General features: G+C 58.0%; 16 protein-coding genes. 13 read left to right on the top strand and 3 right to left on the bottom strand.

The genetic code is table 11. From position 1 onward, the window contains the following. The 6 genes from HT585_RS13685 (at position 1) to HT585_RS13710 (ending at position 8,159) form a co-directional block, all read left to right on the top strand. On the top strand, positions 1-1,476 hold the full coding sequence (locus tag HT585_RS13685) for a DUF2252 domain-containing protein (RefSeq protein WP_176353462.1): 1,476 nt from the start codon (positions 1-3) through the stop codon (positions 1,474-1,476). Between the two features lie 57 nt (positions 1,477-1,533). Then, complete coding sequence (locus tag HT585_RS13690; RefSeq protein WP_176353463.1) at positions 1,534-3,288, top strand: SulP family inorganic anion transporter; 1,755 nt, start codon at positions 1,534-1,536, stop codon at positions 3,286-3,288. A 376-nt stretch (positions 3,289-3,664) separates the two neighbouring features. Then, complete coding sequence (locus HT585_RS13695; protein WP_176353464.1) at positions 3,665-5,707, top strand: mechanosensitive ion channel family protein; 2,043 nt, start codon at positions 3,665-3,667, stop codon at positions 5,705-5,707. A 273-nt stretch (positions 5,708-5,980) separates the two neighbouring features. Next, entirely contained in the window at positions 5,981-6,298 is a 318-nt protein-coding gene (locus HT585_RS13700; RefSeq protein ID WP_176353465.1) for a hypothetical protein, read from the top strand. A gap of 74 nt (positions 6,299-6,372) precedes the next feature. After that, on the top strand, positions 6,373-7,194 hold the full coding sequence (locus tag HT585_RS13705) for a MarC family protein (protein ID WP_246707680.1): 822 nt from the start codon (positions 6,373-6,375) through the stop codon (positions 7,192-7,194). Between the two features lie 533 nt (positions 7,195-7,727). Continuing rightward, positions 7,728-8,159 (top strand): hypothetical protein, encoded by a 432-nt coding sequence (locus HT585_RS13710; RefSeq protein WP_246707681.1) that lies wholly within the window; start codon positions 7,728-7,730, stop codon positions 8,157-8,159. Here HT585_RS13710 and HT585_RS13715 read toward each other — a convergent pair whose 3' ends face one another. Beyond that, positions 8,160-8,891: a response regulator gene (locus tag HT585_RS13715; protein WP_176353467.1), complete on the bottom strand. Its 732-nt coding sequence runs from the start codon at positions 8,889-8,891 to the stop codon at positions 8,160-8,162. Positions 8,892-9,032: 141 nt separating this feature from the next. On the opposite strand from HT585_RS13715, the gene HT585_RS13720 reads away from it, so the two are divergent. Both HT585_RS13720 and HT585_RS13725 read left to right on the top strand, forming a co-directional pair. Next, entirely contained in the window at positions 9,033-9,779 is a 747-nt protein-coding gene (locus HT585_RS13720; protein ID WP_176353468.1) for a Crp/Fnr family transcriptional regulator, read from the top strand. 38 nt (positions 9,780-9,817) lie between these two features. Beyond that, positions 9,818-11,698 carry a hybrid sensor histidine kinase/response regulator gene (locus HT585_RS13725; RefSeq protein WP_176353469.1) on the top strand — a complete coding sequence of 627 codons (1,881 nt, stop codon included), beginning with the start codon at positions 9,818-9,820 and terminating at the stop codon, positions 11,696-11,698. Positions 11,699-11,718: 20 nt separating this feature from the next. Here the strand turns inward: HT585_RS13725 and HT585_RS13730 are convergent, their stop codons facing one another. Then, positions 11,719-12,174, bottom strand: coding sequence for a pyridoxamine 5'-phosphate oxidase family protein (locus HT585_RS13730; protein WP_176353470.1), 456 nt, complete (start codon positions 12,172-12,174; stop codon positions 11,719-11,721). 136 nt (positions 12,175-12,310) lie between these two features. On the opposite strand from HT585_RS13730, the gene HT585_RS13735 reads away from it, so the two are divergent. The 3 genes from HT585_RS13735 (at position 12,311) to HT585_RS13745 (ending at position 14,142) form a co-directional block, all read left to right on the top strand. After that, positions 12,311-12,988 carry a BON domain-containing protein gene (locus HT585_RS13735; protein ID WP_176353471.1) on the top strand — a complete coding sequence of 226 codons (678 nt, stop codon included), beginning with the start codon at positions 12,311-12,313 and terminating at the stop codon, positions 12,986-12,988. Positions 12,989-13,002: 14 nt separating this feature from the next. After that, positions 13,003-13,476, top strand: a complete 474-nt coding sequence (locus tag HT585_RS13740) for an NUDIX hydrolase (protein ID WP_176353472.1) — start codon at positions 13,003-13,005, stop codon at positions 13,474-13,476. Between the two features lie 138 nt (positions 13,477-13,614). Beyond that, positions 13,615-14,142 (top strand): GNAT family N-acetyltransferase, encoded by a 528-nt coding sequence (locus tag HT585_RS13745; RefSeq protein ID WP_210270413.1) that lies wholly within the window; start codon positions 13,615-13,617, stop codon positions 14,140-14,142. A 43-nt stretch (positions 14,143-14,185) separates the two neighbouring features. On the opposite strand, the gene HT585_RS13750 is transcribed toward HT585_RS13745, so the two are convergent. Further along, positions 14,186-15,433: an MgtC/SapB family protein gene (locus HT585_RS13750; RefSeq protein ID WP_176353473.1), complete on the bottom strand. Its 1,248-nt coding sequence runs from the start codon at positions 15,431-15,433 to the stop codon at positions 14,186-14,188. 235 nt (positions 15,434-15,668) lie between these two features. On the opposite strand from HT585_RS13750, the gene HT585_RS13755 reads away from it, so the two are divergent. Together HT585_RS13755 and HT585_RS13760 are read left to right on the top strand one after the other, a co-directional pair. Then, positions 15,669-16,505, top strand: a complete 837-nt coding sequence (locus HT585_RS13755; RefSeq protein ID WP_176353474.1) for a universal stress protein — start codon at positions 15,669-15,671, stop codon at positions 16,503-16,505. A gap of 162 nt (positions 16,506-16,667) precedes the next feature. Continuing rightward, positions 16,668-18,554, top strand: coding sequence for a heavy metal translocating P-type ATPase (locus tag HT585_RS13760; RefSeq protein ID WP_176353475.1), 1,887 nt, complete (start codon positions 16,668-16,670; stop codon positions 18,552-18,554). The last annotated feature ends 1 nt before the right edge of the window (position 18,555 follow it).

Here is an 18,555-nt window from a genome sequence, read left to right on the forward strand (position 1 = left end):
ATGCATTCACGCAGGAAGCATCTGGAGCGCCGGGCCGATGCAGGTAACCCCGCCGTATTGCTTGGCTCGCGGAGCAGAGACGATACCGGCAACCTGGAAGTTGGTCATCAATCGTATGCGTTGAGCAAGCTTAGCGCTCGCGAGGTGCGAGAGCAGGCAGGCAGAGCCCTTAGGGAGAATGTGGGCCGAAAAGCACACAGTTCGTGGAAGCAACGTGAAGGTCGCCCGGACCCCATAGCGACCCTGCAGGCTGCCGATCTCGGTCGAATTCCGGAGCTTGTTCCGATCCGATACGGCCGAATGCTGCAATCACCCTTCGCCTTCTATCGCGGTTCGGCAGCAATCATGGCCGCAGATCTAGTCGCAACTGCCGCAACCGGGATTTCAGTCCAAGCCTGTGGCGACTGCCACTTGGCAAACTTCGGCGGATTTGCCACTCCGGAACGAAACACAATTTTCGATATCAATGATTTCGACGAAACCCTGGTCGGCCCCTGGGAGTGGGATGTGAAGCGTCTGGCGACGTCATTCGTCCTTGCGGCGCGCGTGAACGGCCATTCCGAATCGGACGCCAGACAAGCGGCCGTCGCTTGCGCACACGCCTATCGGAAACATATCGCCAGATATTCCAAGATGCACCCCATCGACGTTTGGTACTCCCGGATCACCGCGGAGGACCTTTTCGGCTTGGCGCATGAGCGCGGTCGTATGAAGAAGCGGGTCAAGGAAGCGAACCGTCAGCACGGCTCCGAGCTCGAACTGCTGAAAATCACAAATGTCGTGGGCGGAAAATTGCGGATTCACGATACGCCAGCGCTGATCTTCCATCCCAAGGCGGCGAGTGCATCCGAGTTCGAAGAGACCGTAAGAGAGACGTTCCGCGTGTACAGCAGCAGCCTCTCGGATGAGCGCAAGACTTTGCTTGAATGGTATGAACTCGTTGACGCCGCGATGAAGGTCGTCGGCGTCGGTAGCGTGGGCCGACACTGCTGGATCGTGCTGCTGATGTCCGCATCAAACGATCCCTTGTTCCTCCAATTCAAAGAGGCAGTCCCATCGGCGCTCGAAGCCTATGTCGGCAAGAACGTCTACTCCCATCACGGTCAGCGTATCGTGATGGGTCAGCGCCTTATACAGCCCGCATCGGATATGTTCCTGGGTTGGGTGACAGCTCCGCGATCCGGTCGGCAATATTATGTGCGACAGTTGCGGGACGTAAAAATCAAGCCCCTGGTAGAATACTTCGACAATGACTTGCTGCTGAGTTACGCGGAGGCTTGCGGATGGGCGCTGGCATTGGCCCACGCCAGGTCCGGCGACCCAGCAGCGACCAGCGGATACCTCGGGTCCAGCGACGAGTTCGACGAAGCAATCGGAAAATTCTCCACTTTCTATGCCGACCAGACCGAGAAGGACTACTCTGCTCTGAAGGCAGCGGTCCATCGAGGCCGCCTCAAAGCCGATCTCGAGAACTAAGATCGTTAACAGGCGCGGATGCTAAACGCCGGGCAATCCCGACCTTGGGAAGAGGGCATGACAATGACCACGAGCTCAGGGAATTCCAGCGGAGTCGTTCCTGAGGCGCTTCGCTTTGATATCGTCGCGGGACTGACCGCAGCGGCGGTCGTTCTGCCCAAAGCCATGGCTTACGCGGGGGTTGCAGGCCTACCGGTCGAAGTTGGGCTCTATACAGCCCTGGTTCCCATGACCGTTTACGGTCTGCTTGGCTCCTCCTGCGTTCTGAGCGTCAGTTCCACTGCAACGCTCGCCATTCTGACTGGCGCTGCCATCAGTGCGGTTGTTCCCGACGGGAACCCGGCGCAGCTGCTGACAGCGACTGCCACCCTAGCCACGCTCGTGGGTGGCCTGTTGCTGCTAGCCAGGCTTTTTCGTCTCGGCTTTGTCGCCAACTTCATCTCAAGTCCCGTGCTGACGGGATTCAAGGCGGGCATTGGTCTTGTCATACTTATTGACCAGGCCCCCAAGTTGTTTGGACTTCATATCACGAAGCAATCCTTCTTCGCCGATCTGCTTACACTCATCCAACATCTGCCTGAAACTTCTCTCCCGACCCTCGCTGTTGCGCTCGCCACAGGCGCTTTGCTGATCGGAATGGATCTCTTGAAGCCACATTCACCGGCGCCGCTGATTGCTGTGGGGCTTGCCATAGCTGCATCGGCCCTGCTGGGCCTTCCCGATCATGGCGTTTCCGTCGTCGGGCATATCCCGCGCGGCCTTCCTTCCATCATATTTCCCGATGCGGGTATGATTGGGGCTCTGCTCCCTGCCGCGCTCGGCATCGCCTTGATGAGCTTTACGGAATCCATCGCGGCGGGGCGGGCTTTCGTTGGCCCAACGGATCCACCGATCAATGCCAATCGCGAGCTCGTCGCAACCGGTGCGGCGAATGTCGCCGGAGCATTCCTAGGTGCAATGCCCGCCGGCGGCGGCACATCGCAGACGGGGGTGGTGAGAGCAGTGGGAGGGCGAACACAGCTGGCGTCTCTGGTTACGGCAGCCGCCGCCCTCGCCACCATGCTCGTCCTGGCGCCGCTGCTTGGCTTGCTTCCGAATGCGACACTGGCCGCGATTGTAATCGTATACTCCGTGCCCCTTATCAAGCCAGCCGAGTTCTTCGCCATCCGGCAGGTCCGTCGGATGGAATTTCGTTGGTCAATCGTCGCGACAATCGGCGTCCTGGCTTTCGGGACGCTGCAGGGTATTGTCATCGCCATCATCGTGTCGTTGATCGGATTGGCCAGCCAAACGGCGTACCCACAGGTTTATGTGATCGGACGAAAGAGGGGCACGACGGTGCTGCGGCCGGTCTCGAGCGAGCATCCTGACGACGAGACATTTCCCGGGCTGTTGATCCTGCGCCCTGAAGGACGACTGTTCTTCGTGAATGCGCAGAACGTGGCTGACCATATCAGCAGCCTGGTCGCGCAATACAGACCGCGCGTGCTTGTGCTGGACTTCAGCAGGGTGCCTGATGTCGAGTACACGGCGCTTCAGATGATGTTGGAGGGGGAAAGACGGGCGAAGGAGCAGAATGCTACGATTTGGCTGGCAGGTCTGAACCCTAGCGTACTGGATGTTGTGCGACGAGCAAAACTGGACGCTCAGCTCGGACAAGAGCGCATGCTGTTCAACGCGGAGATGGCAGTGGAACAGTACCTGAAACTATTCCCAGCGGATTCTGATGTTAAATCCGGCGAATCGACCGCGTCTTTTCCCGCTGATGAAAGTAACGAACGCCTATCTTCTAAAGAGCAATCGAAGAAGTAGCGATCATAGACAAAATCGGAGATCCAGTTTTCCGCAATGCTTCGAATGCCTTGCGCTGCGGCGGGCGCCCCCTCCCCCCCGCGGTCTGATTGATCCGCATCAATGCACTTTCCTAAATTAGCATTGAATATATTGATCGGCGGCATTTTGGTTTGTCGGCCCTCGCCGTGAATCTTGCAACGCCCAGTCGCTCCGCTTTGCGTGGGACGTGACCTGACCTTGCCCAGCGAAGCTGGTCTGGCGCCACCGCGACCGGCAGATCAAGCAGCGCAACATGGGTGTCTGCTGCAGACCAAGGCCATGATGGGCGAGGTGAATGATGTTTAAGTTTCTATTTGGACACCGGTCTGGAATCGGTAGCTCCTGGACCCTGCCTATGGCGATCGTCGTCATCATGACGCTACCGAGCGTTTCGGGGGCGCAAACGGGGGGTGCCGCCGGATTGCCTCCCGAAAAGGTGCGGCAGTTCCTCGACCTGGCCAATAATCCGGAGGTCAAGGCATGGCTCGAAGGAAAGGTTGCGACACCTTCCCCAAAATCTGATCCCCCGTTCGCCGAGGCGATCTCGGATTGGGCGACCGCCGTCGATGACCGGATGAATGGGCTTGCGAACGCAATTCCGCGCGTACCCACGGAGATCACACATGCTCTCGCGGTGATCTCGCGCGATGTCAATTCCGGCAAACCCGGCCTTGTAGCCGGCATCATGGCTGCTGTGCTTGCTATCGGCTTCGGCGCCGAGTGGCTGATCCGGCAAGCGCTCGCACGAGTACGAATGACAGCAGTGCGGGACAGCGGGCAAGGTGTTCTCGCGGAAGCCGTTGCGCTGCTGACGTTTGCGTTGACGAGCGGCGCCTCGTTTCTCGTCTTCGAATGGCCCCCGCTCCTGCGGAAGGTCGTGCTGACGTTACTCGTTGCCGCGATCACGTTTCGGTTTGTCTACACGGCCACCCAATGGCTTGTCGGTTTCAGCCGAACCGGCAGTCCGCCGTCGGATTGGTCGATGCCTCTCGCGGCAAGCGATGCTGAAGGGTACTTTTGGCTTCGCCGCATTAGTTTGATCGCCGGCATCTTGCTGATCGGCTCAGCCACTGTCAGCATCATGCCTTTCCTGGGGTTTTCTATGGAGGTGAGACGGCTGGCCGCCTTATCCTTCGGGATGGGAATTCTTGCGACAGGGATCGAGGTGGTCTGGCGACGCCCCGGCTCCCCTTCTTCCGCCGTCGCCTCTTCGCTGCTCACCCTCTATCTGATCACACTTTGGATTGCCTGGGTTGGTGGCTTCCTCGGCCTGTTGTTCATCGGCATTTATACCCTCGTTCTGCCGGCCCTGATGCGCGGTGCGGGCCACCTGGCACAGGTCTTCGTCAACAGGGCGCAATTGACAGGCGCTATTGGCCTCGTCGTGAACGTGGTGGTTGTCAGGGGCGCTCGTGCCCTCGTTATCGGATTAGCAGTTGCGTGGCTCGCCTATGTTTGGCGCTACAGCGCCACGGCGTTGACCGATAGCGAAATTGGTAAAATCGTGGTCAATGGACTACTGAATGCCATTGTCATTTTGTTGGTAGCCGACTTGCTTTGGCAATCGTCGAAAGCCCTGATCAACCATCGGCTGGACCTAGTTGATCAGACAGGCAGTACTCCGGGTGACGAGGCAAGACGCGGCAGGTTGCGCACGCTGTTGCCGATTTTCCGCAACACGTTGGCGGTGTTTATCGGCGCGGTTGCTGCCTTGACGATCTTGTCAGGCCTGGGGGTTCAAATCGCGCCCCTCATCGCAGGCGCCGGAATCTTCGGGGTCGCTATCGGATTCGGCTCACAGACTTTGGTCAAGGACGTCTTGAGCGGGGTCTTCTATATGCTCGACGACGCCTTCCGGGTCGGTGAATACATACAGAGCGGCAGCTATAAGGGGACTGTCGAGTCATTCAGCCTGAGGTCGGTGCGACTGAGACATCACCGTGGCCCGATCTACACAGTCCCTTTCGGAGAACTCGGCGCGGTCGAAAATCTAAGCCGCGACTGGGTGATCGACAAGATGACCATCAACGTCACCTACGATTCCGACGTCGAATTGGCGCGCAAACTCATCAAGAAGGTTGGCCAGGAGCTGGCAGCGGATCCTGAATTTGCCGCAGACACGCTACAGCCGCTTAAAATGCAGGGGGTCGACAGCTTCGGCGATTTTGCGATCGTTTTAAGGCTCAAGCTGATGACCAAGCCTGGCGTGCAATTTGCCATCAGGCGACGCGCTTTCATGATGATCAAGAAGGCATTTGATGAGAACGGCATCAAGATTGCTGTACCAACCGTGCATGTAGAAGGAGGCGGCGAAGCCGCCGCGGCTGCTCATCAACTCCAGCAGGCCCAGAAGAAGGCTTTGGCCGGCGAGACAGTGGAGGGCGAAGCCGCGGCCTGATGTCTTCGTTATCACGCAGCTTCGCGGTATCGCCTACGTTCCGCAACACCTCGCTCGGCGCGTTGCGCACCGATACGATTGGCCGACGATGGACGCCTGCCCCTTGCGTTCGGCAGCAAGCGACGAATGCCCGACTTGAGCATCGAAGATGAGGTGTGAGAACTTTTGGGGAAGTGCCAAAGTTCGCAGCTTTCGTTGATGCGCATCAATGCGAATCCCCCCCGAAGCGTGCCCAATAGAATAACTCATGTAACAAATCGGGAGTGAAACTTGATGGGCAAGAAACGCACGCGAATTTATGAAGCAATCCTCACCGGGGCAACGGACGGTCTCTCGGGAACGGCGCTCTACGACTTTACGGTTGAGCGCTGCCCGAAGGCCGCAAGTGGTAAGATCGTCCGTGCGGCAATGCTGGCGCTCTCAGATCCCAAGTTGACCGACAGCACCATTTTGCAAACAATTTCCTCCTTCGCTGTTGAGCAGCGAATAAAGGAATTGGGCGTTAAGGCAAAGGCTTCGCCGCGAGGCAAACTTAAGAAAAACCGCCGCGACCACAAACCCACTACTATCGTAAGCCACGCCGCCATTTGAAGTGAGCTGTCAAGCTCTGCGCGAGCACCATTGACGGGGACTACAGAGAGTGTAGTCGGACAGGAGACCGACCTATGGCGACGTGGTGGAGCAGGTTCAACTGTATATTCGTCACCGTCTACGCCGATCGCATGCGGTCACGCACGTCAATTCATTGCGAAATGCCCCAGTCGCGTGCCTTACGCTGCGCGACCCGCCTGCTCCCTACTCTCGCATTCGTTCTCGCCTGTATGCCGGCGCAATCCTTTGCGCAATCATCGCTCGCAGCAGGCATGCCAGACGTTGAGTTCGGCGCGCGAAAGATGTTCTTCATGCTCTTTCTGATGCTTGGCCCGATCAAGATTCTCATGCCCTTCGTCGCAATCACCACCAACTGCGACCCCCGCTTAAGACGCCGGATGGCCACCAGGGCGATCCTCTTTTCGGCTGCCGCCCTGGCAATCGCCGGTTTGCTTGGGCGCACCATGCTGGAGAATTTCGAAATATCATTGCCCGTCTTGGCGATGACTGGCGGCATCATCTTGTTTCTCGTTGCTCTGCGAACCGTTTTGCAACAATCCGTCAACATGCCGGATCATGTGACTGAAGCGGGGCAAAAGCCCGACCTGAAACTCGCCCTTAACCCCCTTGCATTTCCGACAATCGTAACGCCCTATGGTATCGCCGCCGTCATCGTTTTCGCAACTTTGTCGGGTGGACACCAGACGGAAGGACTCACCCTGGCTGCGATCGTATTGCTGATCCTGGTTATGGACTGGGCGGCGATGATGTTCGCGGAGACCATTCTGAGATGGATTGGAACTTCGCTTCAGGTGTTGGCTGTGGTTCTCGGCGTTACCCAGGCCGCACTTGGTCTGCAGATTATTCTCCATAGCCTCAGCCTGCTCGAATGGTAGAGCGTCGCTTGCAATTGCTGCGTGTCTCCTCAACTCGTCCACGAATAAAGAAGAATTCAGCAATCGAGATCGCCGAAGCGATTTGCGCATCTGGCAGGATACGGCACTGCAGAACCAACCCGCTTCAGAAATCAACGACGCGATGACGCCGCACTCGCCCAAAGGCGCGGCTCCGTTGCCCAAAGTGAGTTGCACGAAATCTTCCCAATCTGGCGTGCGAAACACGACACCGAGGCGTCCGTAATAGAAGTCACTGCTCTGTTCCGCTCCTTGTTGGCCTCGCCCTCACCGATCGGCGCTACCTGCGTTAAACAACCGCACGCCAGCCACCTTGCCAATTTTCGAGCTTTGACGGGCGTCAATGATCATGTGCGCAGTTTGGTCAATCCTCCACTGGACAGGCGAAATGGGTAGGTCGGTCTCTTTGGCACGAGAGGGTTGAGGGTCGAGCACGTCTTGGAGACAACCTAGCAAGCGTGCCGATGTGCGTGTCGCGAGAACGGCGACGTTCGGACAGGGAGCTGGAAATGGCGATGGCATATCTCGTTGGACGTATCAAACGTCATCAGGTCGATCATGCATATCGCCTGATTGAAGCCGTCGACTACCCGGTCGATCTGGAGCAGTGGCGAAGCTTTTGCAACCGCCAGTTTAATCGTCGCTTCATTTCCTCCTCTCCACGTGACGTGATTACCGTCGAAAACCCCCTCGGCTATATCCAAGGCCTCAGTATCGCCTATCCGGGAAACGATGCGGGTTATGGGCATATCCTCGACGTGCCCGTATTCGTGGTCGCAACCGTGTCAGACACTGCCGGCGTTTCCAAAGCGCTGATGGGGTACTTGATGGCGATGGCGCGCGCCGACAACTGCAGATACATCATTGTGGCAAGCATCGATCCAGGCCTATGGCCAGACAATGGTCCCAATCCCAGGAACGGTGTTGTGATACCGGTTGCCCTGTGACTATTGCCGCTCGGGGCGGGCGCTGAAAACGTACCCAACCCCCCTTACCGACTTGATCAGCGACGGATGTGCAGGATCGTCCTCTATCTTGCGGCGCAATCGCGCCACCTGAGCATCGATGGTACGATCAAACGCTTCAAGATTGCGGCCACGCGTAAGGTCCATCAAGAGCTCCCGCCCCATCACGCGGCCCGCATGCTTGACGAAGACACAAAGCATCTCGAACTCGCCGGTCGTCAAACGAATTTCTTCTCGCGCGGGCGATAACAGTTCCCGGCGCGCAGTATCCAGGCGCCAGCCTTCGAAGCAAAAAACCTCATGATTTCGACCTTCGATTTGCCTGCTGGCGACAGGTGAGCGGCGGCGCAACGCGACCTTCACCCGAGCAAGCAACTCTCGAAGGTGGAAGGGCTTGGCAATGTAGTCATCAGCACCAAGTTCAAGCCCGACGATGCGGTCGATCACGTCATTGCGACCGGTCAACATGATGATCGGGATGTCTGACTCTTTGCGAAGATCCCGGGCCAAGGCAAAACCATCGGAATCGGGTAGGACAATGTCGAGGAGGACGATGTCGATGCCGCCACGCGACAGGCAACTGCGCATCGCCTGGCCGTCGCCGGCGACGCTCACTCCGTACCCTTCGTCTTCGAAGTACCGAGAAAGCATCTGGCGAATTCTGTCGTCATCATCGACAATAAGGACATGCTCCGGCTGCTTGCGAGAAAGCATTTTGAAGCACCTTGTCAGCGGCTAATCCGCTCGAGCACAGTTACAATCCGTCACATATTCGAACAGAGTCTAGCACGGCTGTCGTCGGCGCGTCACCCATCCGACCCAACTCTTGCGATCGCAGCAATTGGAGGATGCCAGATGAGCATGCAACTGAGCAGCGTGCAGCCAACAAAACGCATCTCTACCCACGACGCAACGGCTTGTGCGGCTAACCTGTCATCTCTGTTCGTCGACCAACCGGCTGAGAGCGTCGCATCGGGCCGGACGATTTTTTGGGAAGGCGACAAGGCCACGCAGGTCTTCGAGGTTGCCGAGGGTATGCTGAGAGCACTTCGGCTGCTGCGTGACGGACGCCGTGTCATTGTTGGCTTCCTGAAGCCTGGCGATCTCGTCGGGGTCTCCTTCAAGGATAAGTATATCTACACCGTCGAAGCCGTTACGAAAGTCGCGCTGCGGCGATTTCCGCGCCATCTTTTCGAAGGCGAGATCGCTCGGCAACCCAAGTTGCGGGAGATGATCTTTTCGAAACTTTGCGATGAAATGTCGGCGGCACAGGATCAGACCGTCTTGCTTTCACGTCGAAGCGCCGATGAGAAATTGACAAGCTTCCTCCTTCTCATGGCGAACCGACAGATTGGACAGCATGTGGAGGTCAATCTCCCAATGACCAGGCAGGATATCGCGGACTATCTTGGCATGACGATCGAGACGGTTTCTCGCACGACGACCAAACTCGTTAGCCACGGTATTGTCGCTGTTCCAGACCGACATATCATTACTATCTTGAGAATGGAGACCCTTCGCTCGATCGCCAGGGGCGAAGACCTTGAGGCCGCTTCCGCGCCAACGACGACCAACAAGCGCCGCCTGCCAGCAAATGCCTGACGAAGAGCTGCGCTCGCGGTGCCGATAGACGAGCAATCATGACAGACAATCGCATCAATCAAATCATGGCCGTCCTCGACGACGCGAATGTAATCGCTCACGCAAGCGATGGCACTATTAGCCATTGGAGCAAAGGATGCGAACAACTCTATGGTTGGTCGCGCGCCGCGGCCGTCGGAAGAATGTCGAGCGATTTGCTCGCCACTGTTTTTCCAGTGCCCCAGGCAACAATTCGGAGCCAGTTGATCGGAACGGGGAGTTGGAGCGGCGAACTCAGGCATACACACCGTGACGGATGCTTCGTATTCGTGGCGACAAGATGGGTCCGGCTCGATACGGTTGGCAGTTTTATCCAAACGGATACCGATGTAACCGTCCTTAGAAGGGCGCAGTCAGAACTTGCCGCCAGGGAGGCTCATCTCCGTTCGATCCTGCAGACTGTGCCTGAAGCCATGGTCGTCATCGATGAAAATGCGCGGATCATATCGTTCAGCGCAGCGGCCGAAAACCTGTTTGGTTACACAGAGAACGACGTTCGTGGCTTGAATGTCAGAATGCTGATGCCATCACCGGACCGCGATGCGCACGATCGCTATATCGAGCATTATTTGCAGACCGGCGAACGTCGAATAATAGGCATTGGTCGGGTCGTGACAGGCCTGCGCAAGGATGGATCGACCTTCCCCATGGAACTGTCGGTGGGCGAGGCAGTATCGGACGAAAGACGCATTTTTACCGGCTTCATACGCGACCTCACAAGTCGCCAGCGCATAGAAGAGGAACTCCGGCAAGCTCAAAAAATGGAGGCGGTAGGCCAGTTGACTGGGGGCTTGGCGCACGATTTCAACAACCTGCTGACGATCATCACAGGCAATCTTGAGATGCTTGAAGCCCGCCTAACCGACAAACGACTTCTCGATCATGTCCGGGATGCCCAAGCTGCCGCCGAAGACGGCGCCAAGCTTACCGCACAACTGCTAGCCTTTGGACGGCGGCAGCCGCTCAACCCGACAGTTGTCGACATCGGTGAATTAGTTTCAGACTTCGCCAAGCTGCTCGCTCGAACACTCGGTGAGACCGTCGAGCTACACACGGCGACCACCGGGGTCGGCAACGCTGCCCTGGTTGATGCTTCTCAGCTACAGAACGCTCTTCTGAATTTGGCGCTCAACGCGCGCGACGCCATGCCCGACGGCGGTCGCGTCAGTATTGAGATATCCGCCGCCACGCTTAGCCGTGAGTATGTGCAAATGTACCCACAGGCGCGCATGGGGCAGTACATCCTCATTTCCGTAACCGACACTGGCGTCGGCATGACTGAAGAGGTAAAGCAGCATGCCTTTGAGCCCTTCTTCACCACCAAGGCCGTTGGTGCCGGAACCGGCCTTGGCTTGAGTATGGTCTATGGCTTTATCAAACAATCAGGGGGCCACATTCAACTCGACAGCGAGCTTGGACAGGGCACCTGCGCTCGCCTCTTCCTACCAGCTGCACCGAGGCAGGAGACCCCCATCGGCGCGGACAAAGGCGAGATCGAGGTGCAGCTTACTCCGGGTCATGAGACAGTTCTTGTGGTCGAAGACGAACCCCGAGTGCGTCGGGTTGCCGTAGCGCGTCTTGTTCAGGCTGGTTACACCGTCATTGAGGCAGGGACCGGCGCAGAAGCACTCACTCTCCTATCCCGACACCCGGAAGTTTCGCTCCTGTTCACGGATGTTATCATGCCGGGAGGCATGACAGGCGATGAGTTAGCACATCGTGCACGGGCACTCCGACCGGATATCAAGGTTCTATTCTCGTCCGGTTACGCCGAGCCAACGCTGTCGAGCCGCCATCTGTCCGGCGATGAGGAGTGGTTGGCGAAGCCCTATACGGCACGTGAATTGGAGATCAGGCTGCGCAAACTCCTCGACGCTTGACTGCGTTCGCGCGCAAGATCTCACCTGTCCTGGTCACATGCGTCCCTGCCCGTCATGGCGCTGATAACTATGCTGTAGAATAGATGCTGGTAAACGGTTGATATCTCGGGCGAAGCGGGTTTCAGCCCGCCGGGCTCCCACCAGTTTGCGTGCTTCTCTAGCAGTGACCACGCATGAATATACTCTCGACGCCAGTGACCTTCCGCCGAGAGTTCCTGAAAAATCCCGTTGATCACAACACTGCGCCACTCGCGTGAACTCACGACGTCCTCCACCAGGACGCACACCTTTGGGTTCACTCGCATCCACTCGATCTTCTTGCCCAGCATGGAGAAGCTGTAGAGGCAATTGCCCGCGATGGAGTAGTAGATCGGCACGGCATAAGGCTCGTCGTTTCTGCAACAGGCTAGGCGACCGATGCGGGAGGCGCAGACAACACTGAAGCATTCGTAATGGGACATTTCCCTGACAAACATTGCCTTTCCCTTCCAGGTCGCCCGTTTTCGCGTCGAGCTTGGCGACAGACTGGAAGCCTTGCATTGACGCCGCTCAATGACGGCGGGTGCGATGATTGTAATATTGCTGCTGCGAAAACAAACTGAGGACGAGACAATGAACGACCTCATTCTGCGGCAAGACATTCTCGATGAACTTGAATATGAGCCAAGCGTTCATGCAGCCGGTATCGGTGTCGCTGTGGATCAAGGCATCGTCACGTTGAGCGGTCATGTTGCCAGCTTCGTTGAGAAATACGCCGTGGAGAGGATCGTTCGCGATATGCGTGGCGTGAGGGCGATTGCCCAGGAGCTTGAGGTTCGCCTGCCCGAACACAAGAAAACCGCGGACGACGAGATCGCCAGCCGCGTGCTGGCCGTACTTGAATGGGCGGCCGCGGTGTCCAGGCCGGACGATATCGATGTGACGGTCAGACATGGGTTCGTGACACTTGAAGGCACGGTCGATTGGCACTTTCAACGCACCGCCGCCGAAAACGCGGTGCGTCAACTCGCGGGTGTCACCGGTATCAGCAATCAGCTCGAGATCCGGCCGAACGTCAACCGATTTGCCATGGCGCGAGAGATCGAGGATGCCCTGAAACGAAACACCGAAATTGATGCAGAGGACGTCCACATCAAGACCTCGGGAGGACAGGTCACGTTGAGCGGCAGTGTGCGCACGCTTCGCGAGCGAGCCTTGGTTGAGAGGGCAGCCTGGTCGGCCACTGGCGTTACGGTGGTCGAGGACCAACTGCTTGTTGATGATCAAAGCGGTGATCGCAGACCCTTATAGGAAAGAGTATCGAATTGCCGAGAAGGAGCGCCGGCGTCCTCGCCTACAAGTTTGACCGAAGCGTCCTTCGTGTCCTGCTGGTGCATCCTGGCGGCCCCTTCTGGAGCAATCGCGATCAAGGGGCATGGTCCATCCCGAAAGGCGAATACAACGCTGATGAGGCCGCCGAAACTGCCGCGCGACGTGAATTCGAGGAGGAAACCGGTCAAGCATTGACCGTGCCCCTGACGCTGCTTGGAGAGTGCCGTCAGAAAAGCGGCAAGCTCATCGTGGCTTTTGCCGCAGCCATTGATTTCGAAACGTCACGCCTTCACAGCAATTTGTTCGACCTCGAATGGCCACCGCGAAGTGGGCGCATCCAGCAATTTCCCGAAGTGGACCGCGCCGATTGGTTCACGGTTACCGAGGCGCGCGAAAAGATCAGCATCGGTCAATTACCGCTTCTTGATTGGCTTGAGAAAATGCTGATGTCCGGTGTCGGTCGTTGATGTCGGTCAATCAACCGCTAGTGGCTGGCCGTACAATCGATGGACAAGACTAAATGCGATAGGTTTCGGGTCGGCCCAAAAGATCACCCTCATTGGGCGGTGCCAAGCGGAAATGCCCTACTTGAAAAGGACACGGTCATGCACAACACCAGTGATATCGAGGCAAATCTGACAACCAGGTCGGGGCTACACCTTCGCGTTCGTCGCGCGGTTCCTCAAGACGAAGCGCTTGTCGCCGACTTCTTCGCCCATGTCACGCCGGAGGACCTTTCATTCCGCTTTTTGTCTGGCATGAAGGACGTATCGCATGAACGGCTAAAGGCGATGACGTGCGCGGACGATCCCATGGTTGTCAATTTTCTCGCCTTGTCACCGAGCAATCTGCTTGTGGCGGTCGGTTCTCTGGCCATCGACGAAAGCCTTCGTCATGGAGAAGTCGCACTTTCCGTGCGGTCAGACCACAAACATCTCGGCATCGGCTGGGAACTGCTTTCCCATGTGGCGCGCTATGCCGAGGGTCGTCAGCTAAAGAGCATCCAATGTGTCGAAAGTCGCGCGAACCGCTCCGCGATCACACTAGAGTTGGAGATGGGTTTTCAGATAACGCAGTTTCCCGATGACCCGACGTTGGTTTTAGTCCGGCGCGAACTGCACCCTGGCACATAGAACGATGAGCCTTGTTTGTGTGGTCTCGCCGACTTCGACAACTCTAGCTTATCAAGGCGTAAGCAGCTGCACCAGCGCTCACCGCCAAGACAGTGGCGAGAGCCAGCCGGCCCCAATACGCGACCGGCGAAGCGATAGCCGCGAGCACAAGCCGCCCAAACGCATTCGAGACAAGCGCTACGAGAACCCCAGACGTTACGATCTCTGCACCGACGGAATGGCCAAGGAGGCGCAGAGAACTAAGGACCGATACATCCACATCAAAGAGCGCTGAAACGGCGGAGACAATGAGGAACCCGGCATTGCCGACCCGATTGGCCAAAACTGCACTAAGCGTCATTGTAATAGCAAACATCCCGGCGAAAACCAGGAGTGGCATTAATTCGAAGGGATTATGGGCGGCGACATGGGAATTCTCTCGCAAGTCGCCCCTCGCCAGCAAAATGGCGCCGAAGAGCGCAAAGACACAAGCCGCAGGTGCAATGGTCGCAATCAGTCCACCGGCTAATGAAGGCGCGAGCACCAGCACCAGAACAAATACACGCAGCAACGACACGGTCGCGGCCAGCATTGCGGCGCCTGCCAAGGACGACGGTTCCTCGCCGCTTGCAGCCTTTTGTCCGAAACTTACCGTCACCGCTGTCGACGAAACGAGTGCACCCGCAAGGCCACTGACGATCAGACCTTTTGTTGTGCCCAACAAGCGAATAGCGATGTATCCGCAATAGGAAATCACCGCACTCAGAACGGTAAAGAACCAGACTGCGCGCGGATTGAAACCACCCCAAGGGTCAATCGGCCGATCCGGAAGCAGCGGCAGAATGACCGCCGTCATGACGGCGAGCAACAGCGCCGAACGCAGTTCCACCCAGGACAAGCGTTGGAGCAAGCTATGCAACACATCGCGGCTCGACAGGATTGCGGCCAAAACGGCACCGCCTGCGCCAGCGGCACGATAGTCGCCCGACACTGCCAGGCCGCCAAGCGCAAATACGCAGAACCCGGCAACGACGCCGGTAACGCTATAGTCTCCATCGTGTGTGGCTTCTCTCACTTTGAACCAGCAAAAGCTGAAGGCGAAGCCAATAAATCCGGCAGCAAAGATGATGCCTTGTTCGTACTCCTTCGACAAAGCTGCGAAGACGCCTCCAAGCAGACCTACAATTCCAAAGGTTCGAATACCTGCTGTTCGGCTTCCAGCCGGCGCATCCCGCTCGCGCCAGCCGCGTTCCAGCCCGACGAGCAAACCAATGGCCAAGGCGATCCCGAGCCGCGATACAAGCTCTTCCATTCGTTTCCACCCCTTGGAATGTTTGGCAGCGGCCATGGTTTTGTGACAGCGCACGGACCATGTTCAACTGGTCGCCTCAGTCGCGAAGATGAAGAAGTCCCGGCACACGGTTGCCCGTATCAGCGACATTATCCTCTTATGGCGCATCGTTGTTGATACCGGTCAATGCGGACATCCTTGCGCAAGCTAGATTGCACCGCACTGGCCCTTGGGCAGATCGTCGGGAGAAACTGCGATGAGTTATAAGACCATTCTCGCCATAGTCGGCATCCCTCACGGGGAACGGAGCCTGCGTTCTGCTGCCGACATCTGCGCATCAACAGGCGCGCATCTCTCCGTGTTGATCGTCAAACTTGCCGCACCTCCGCCGATCGGCGACTACGCAGCTGCGGTCTCGGTCGATTGGCTCGATGGACGGCAACGCGATATGACCAGGCTTCAGGAGGCTGCGGAAAAGGCGACAGCGGTCCTGGAGCCTATAATAAGCTCGTTCGATGTCACCACGATGTATACGGAAGTTGCCTGGGCAGACGATGAAATCGGAGGGCGCGCGCGCTATGCGGATCTCACGCTTGTCGGCGATGGCCTGATAGAAGATCCGGAACTGCGTTCGCGCGTGATTGACGGGGCCCTTTTTCAATCGGCGCGGCCGGTATTGATCATACCAAAAGGAAAGGCGGCGACGCTCGCTCCGAAGAAGGTCGTTCTTGCCTGGGATTCCGGCTTCGAGGCTGCGCGGGCGGCTCGTGAGGCATTGGACATTTTAGCCGGTGCCGACGAGGTCTATGTGACCATGGTCGATCCGAGTGCCAGCTACGGTCGCAATGGCGAAGAGCCCGGTGCCGACGTTGCAGGATATCTTGTTCGCCACGGCATCTCGGTTGACGTCTTGCGGCTGCCAAGCGAGGGGAGAAGCATCTGCGAGGTGCTTAATAGATATGCCCAGGATGCTTCAGTGGATCTGATCGTCATGGGCGCTTATGGCCATTCCAGAATGCGTGAACGGGTTTTTGGTGGCGTGACCCAATCGATGCTGGAAACGGCAACCGTGCCAGTGCTCATGGCGCGTTGACGACCTATGAAAGCGCGCCCTGGAGGTGCCGGGGTACCGTGACCCTGCTTCGCTTCTCACCCATAGGCTTGCGCAGCCCGTGAGGAGTTACGTTCGCGGTTGCACCAGATTGTGGCACAGTGGTTCTTACCCGCAGTTGTGACAGAGGAGGTGCGCAGCGGCATGAACACTGGCTTGATCCACCTGACATTCTTGGCGATCGCCCTTGTCGGGACGATTGGCGGCCTTCTAGCGCAATGGTACGGTTTGGCACTGGCACCAAACATAATCTGGAGCGCGGCGACGGTTCCCGTCGTCGTCGCGCTCACCATCACGATGGTGCGCGACTTCCTGGCAGGGCGGCTAGGGGTGGATGCGATAGCGCTCGTTGCAATGATTGCCGCAATAGCCATGGGAGAGCCGCTGGCGGGCACGGTGGTCGCCATGATGTATACAGGTGGAAATCTCCTGGAGGACTATGCACGCGGCAAGGCCGAGCGCGACTTGCGCTCACTTCGTGACCGCACACCTCGATTTGCCCACAAGCTGACTGACGGTGAAGTCACAGATATTGCGGCTGAAGAGATCATCACGGGCGACGAATTGCTGGTGAGAGCCGGCGAGTTATTGCCCGTTGATGGACATCTCCTCAATGAGCATGCCAAGCTCGATGAGTCCGCCGTCACCGGTGAGCCGCTGCCGGAAACGCGGTTGAAGGGCGACCAACTTAGAAGCGGAACCGTCAATGCCGGGGAAGCCTTCAACTATCGCGCCTCGGCCCCCGCCAGCAAGAGCACCTATGCCGGCATTGTCCGCATGGTCGAAGACGCTCAGACGGCCAAGGCACCGTTCATCCGAATGGCAGATCGCTTCGCGCTATTGCTTCTGCCGGCGACGCTTCTGGTTGCAGGGCTCGCCTGGTGGCTATCGGGTGACCGCATCAGGGCACTCGCGGTTCTCGTTGTCGCCACACCCTGCCCCCTCATTCTTGCCGCACCGGTTGCCTTCATCGGCGGTGTTTCGCGCGCGGCGCGCGCCGGTATCCTGATGAAGGGCAGCTCAGCGCTGGAGGCACTGGCACTTGTGCGCACGGCAATCTTCGACAAGACGGGGACGTTGACCGAAGGCGGCGCAAGGCTTACCGTTTACAAGACAGCGCCGAATGTCGATGCTGGCGAAACGCTTCGTCTTCTTGCATCGCTTGAGCAGGCCTCGCACCATGTTCTGGCAGAGACCCTCGTTGCGCTGGCGCGTTCAAAGGGGATGCCGCTTTCAACTCCGTCAGCCATACGCGAATTTCGGGGCTCGGGATTGGAGGGTTTTGTCGACGGCAGATATATCCGCGCCGGCTCCCGCGCCCTGGTGCTTGCGGACGAGGAAGCGCCACCTTGGGCGCGATCGGCCGCTGCAGCTCAAGAGGCAAGCTCCGGGCTTGCAATCTATGTGTCGGTGGACGGCAGCATCGTCGCGTTCCTGCTGATGGCGGATGCGATCCGTCAAGGAGCGCCGGCTGCACTGGCACGGCTTCACGCGGCGGGAATATCCCGTATCATCATGGTCACCGGCGACGACACTACTGCCGCCAATGCGGTCGCAGCTTCGCTCGGCATCGACGAAGTCTATGCTGATCGCAGCCCGGCAGACAAGCTCGAGGCCGTGTCGGCTGAACAGCGGCGCCAACCGACGATGATGGTCGGGGATGGCATAAACGACGCACCGGCGCTGGCGGCAGCCGACATCGGGATCGCCATGGGCGCACGCGGGGCGACTGCATCCTCGGAAGCGGCGGACGTGGTGATCCTGGTCGATCGGATCGATCGCGTGCCCGATGCGGTGATGATCGCGCGACGTACCAGAGATATCGCGCTGCAGAGTATCGTTGTCGGGCTGGTGTTGTCCGGTATCGCCATGGTGTTTGCAGCCTTTGGGTACATCACTCCGGTCGCTGGCGCTCTTCTGCAGGAGGGGATCGATATTGCGGTGATTGTAAACGCTTTGCGAGCTCTGAGTGGACCGGCCCGACCGGATCACGCCGAAGCGTCAACGGCACCTGTCGCAGCAACTTCCTGAG

Origin of the sequence: Ensifer oleiphilus (assembly GCF_013371465.1) — a bacterium.
Classification (GTDB): domain Bacteria; phylum Pseudomonadota; class Alphaproteobacteria; order Rhizobiales; family Rhizobiaceae; genus Ensifer; species Ensifer oleiphilus.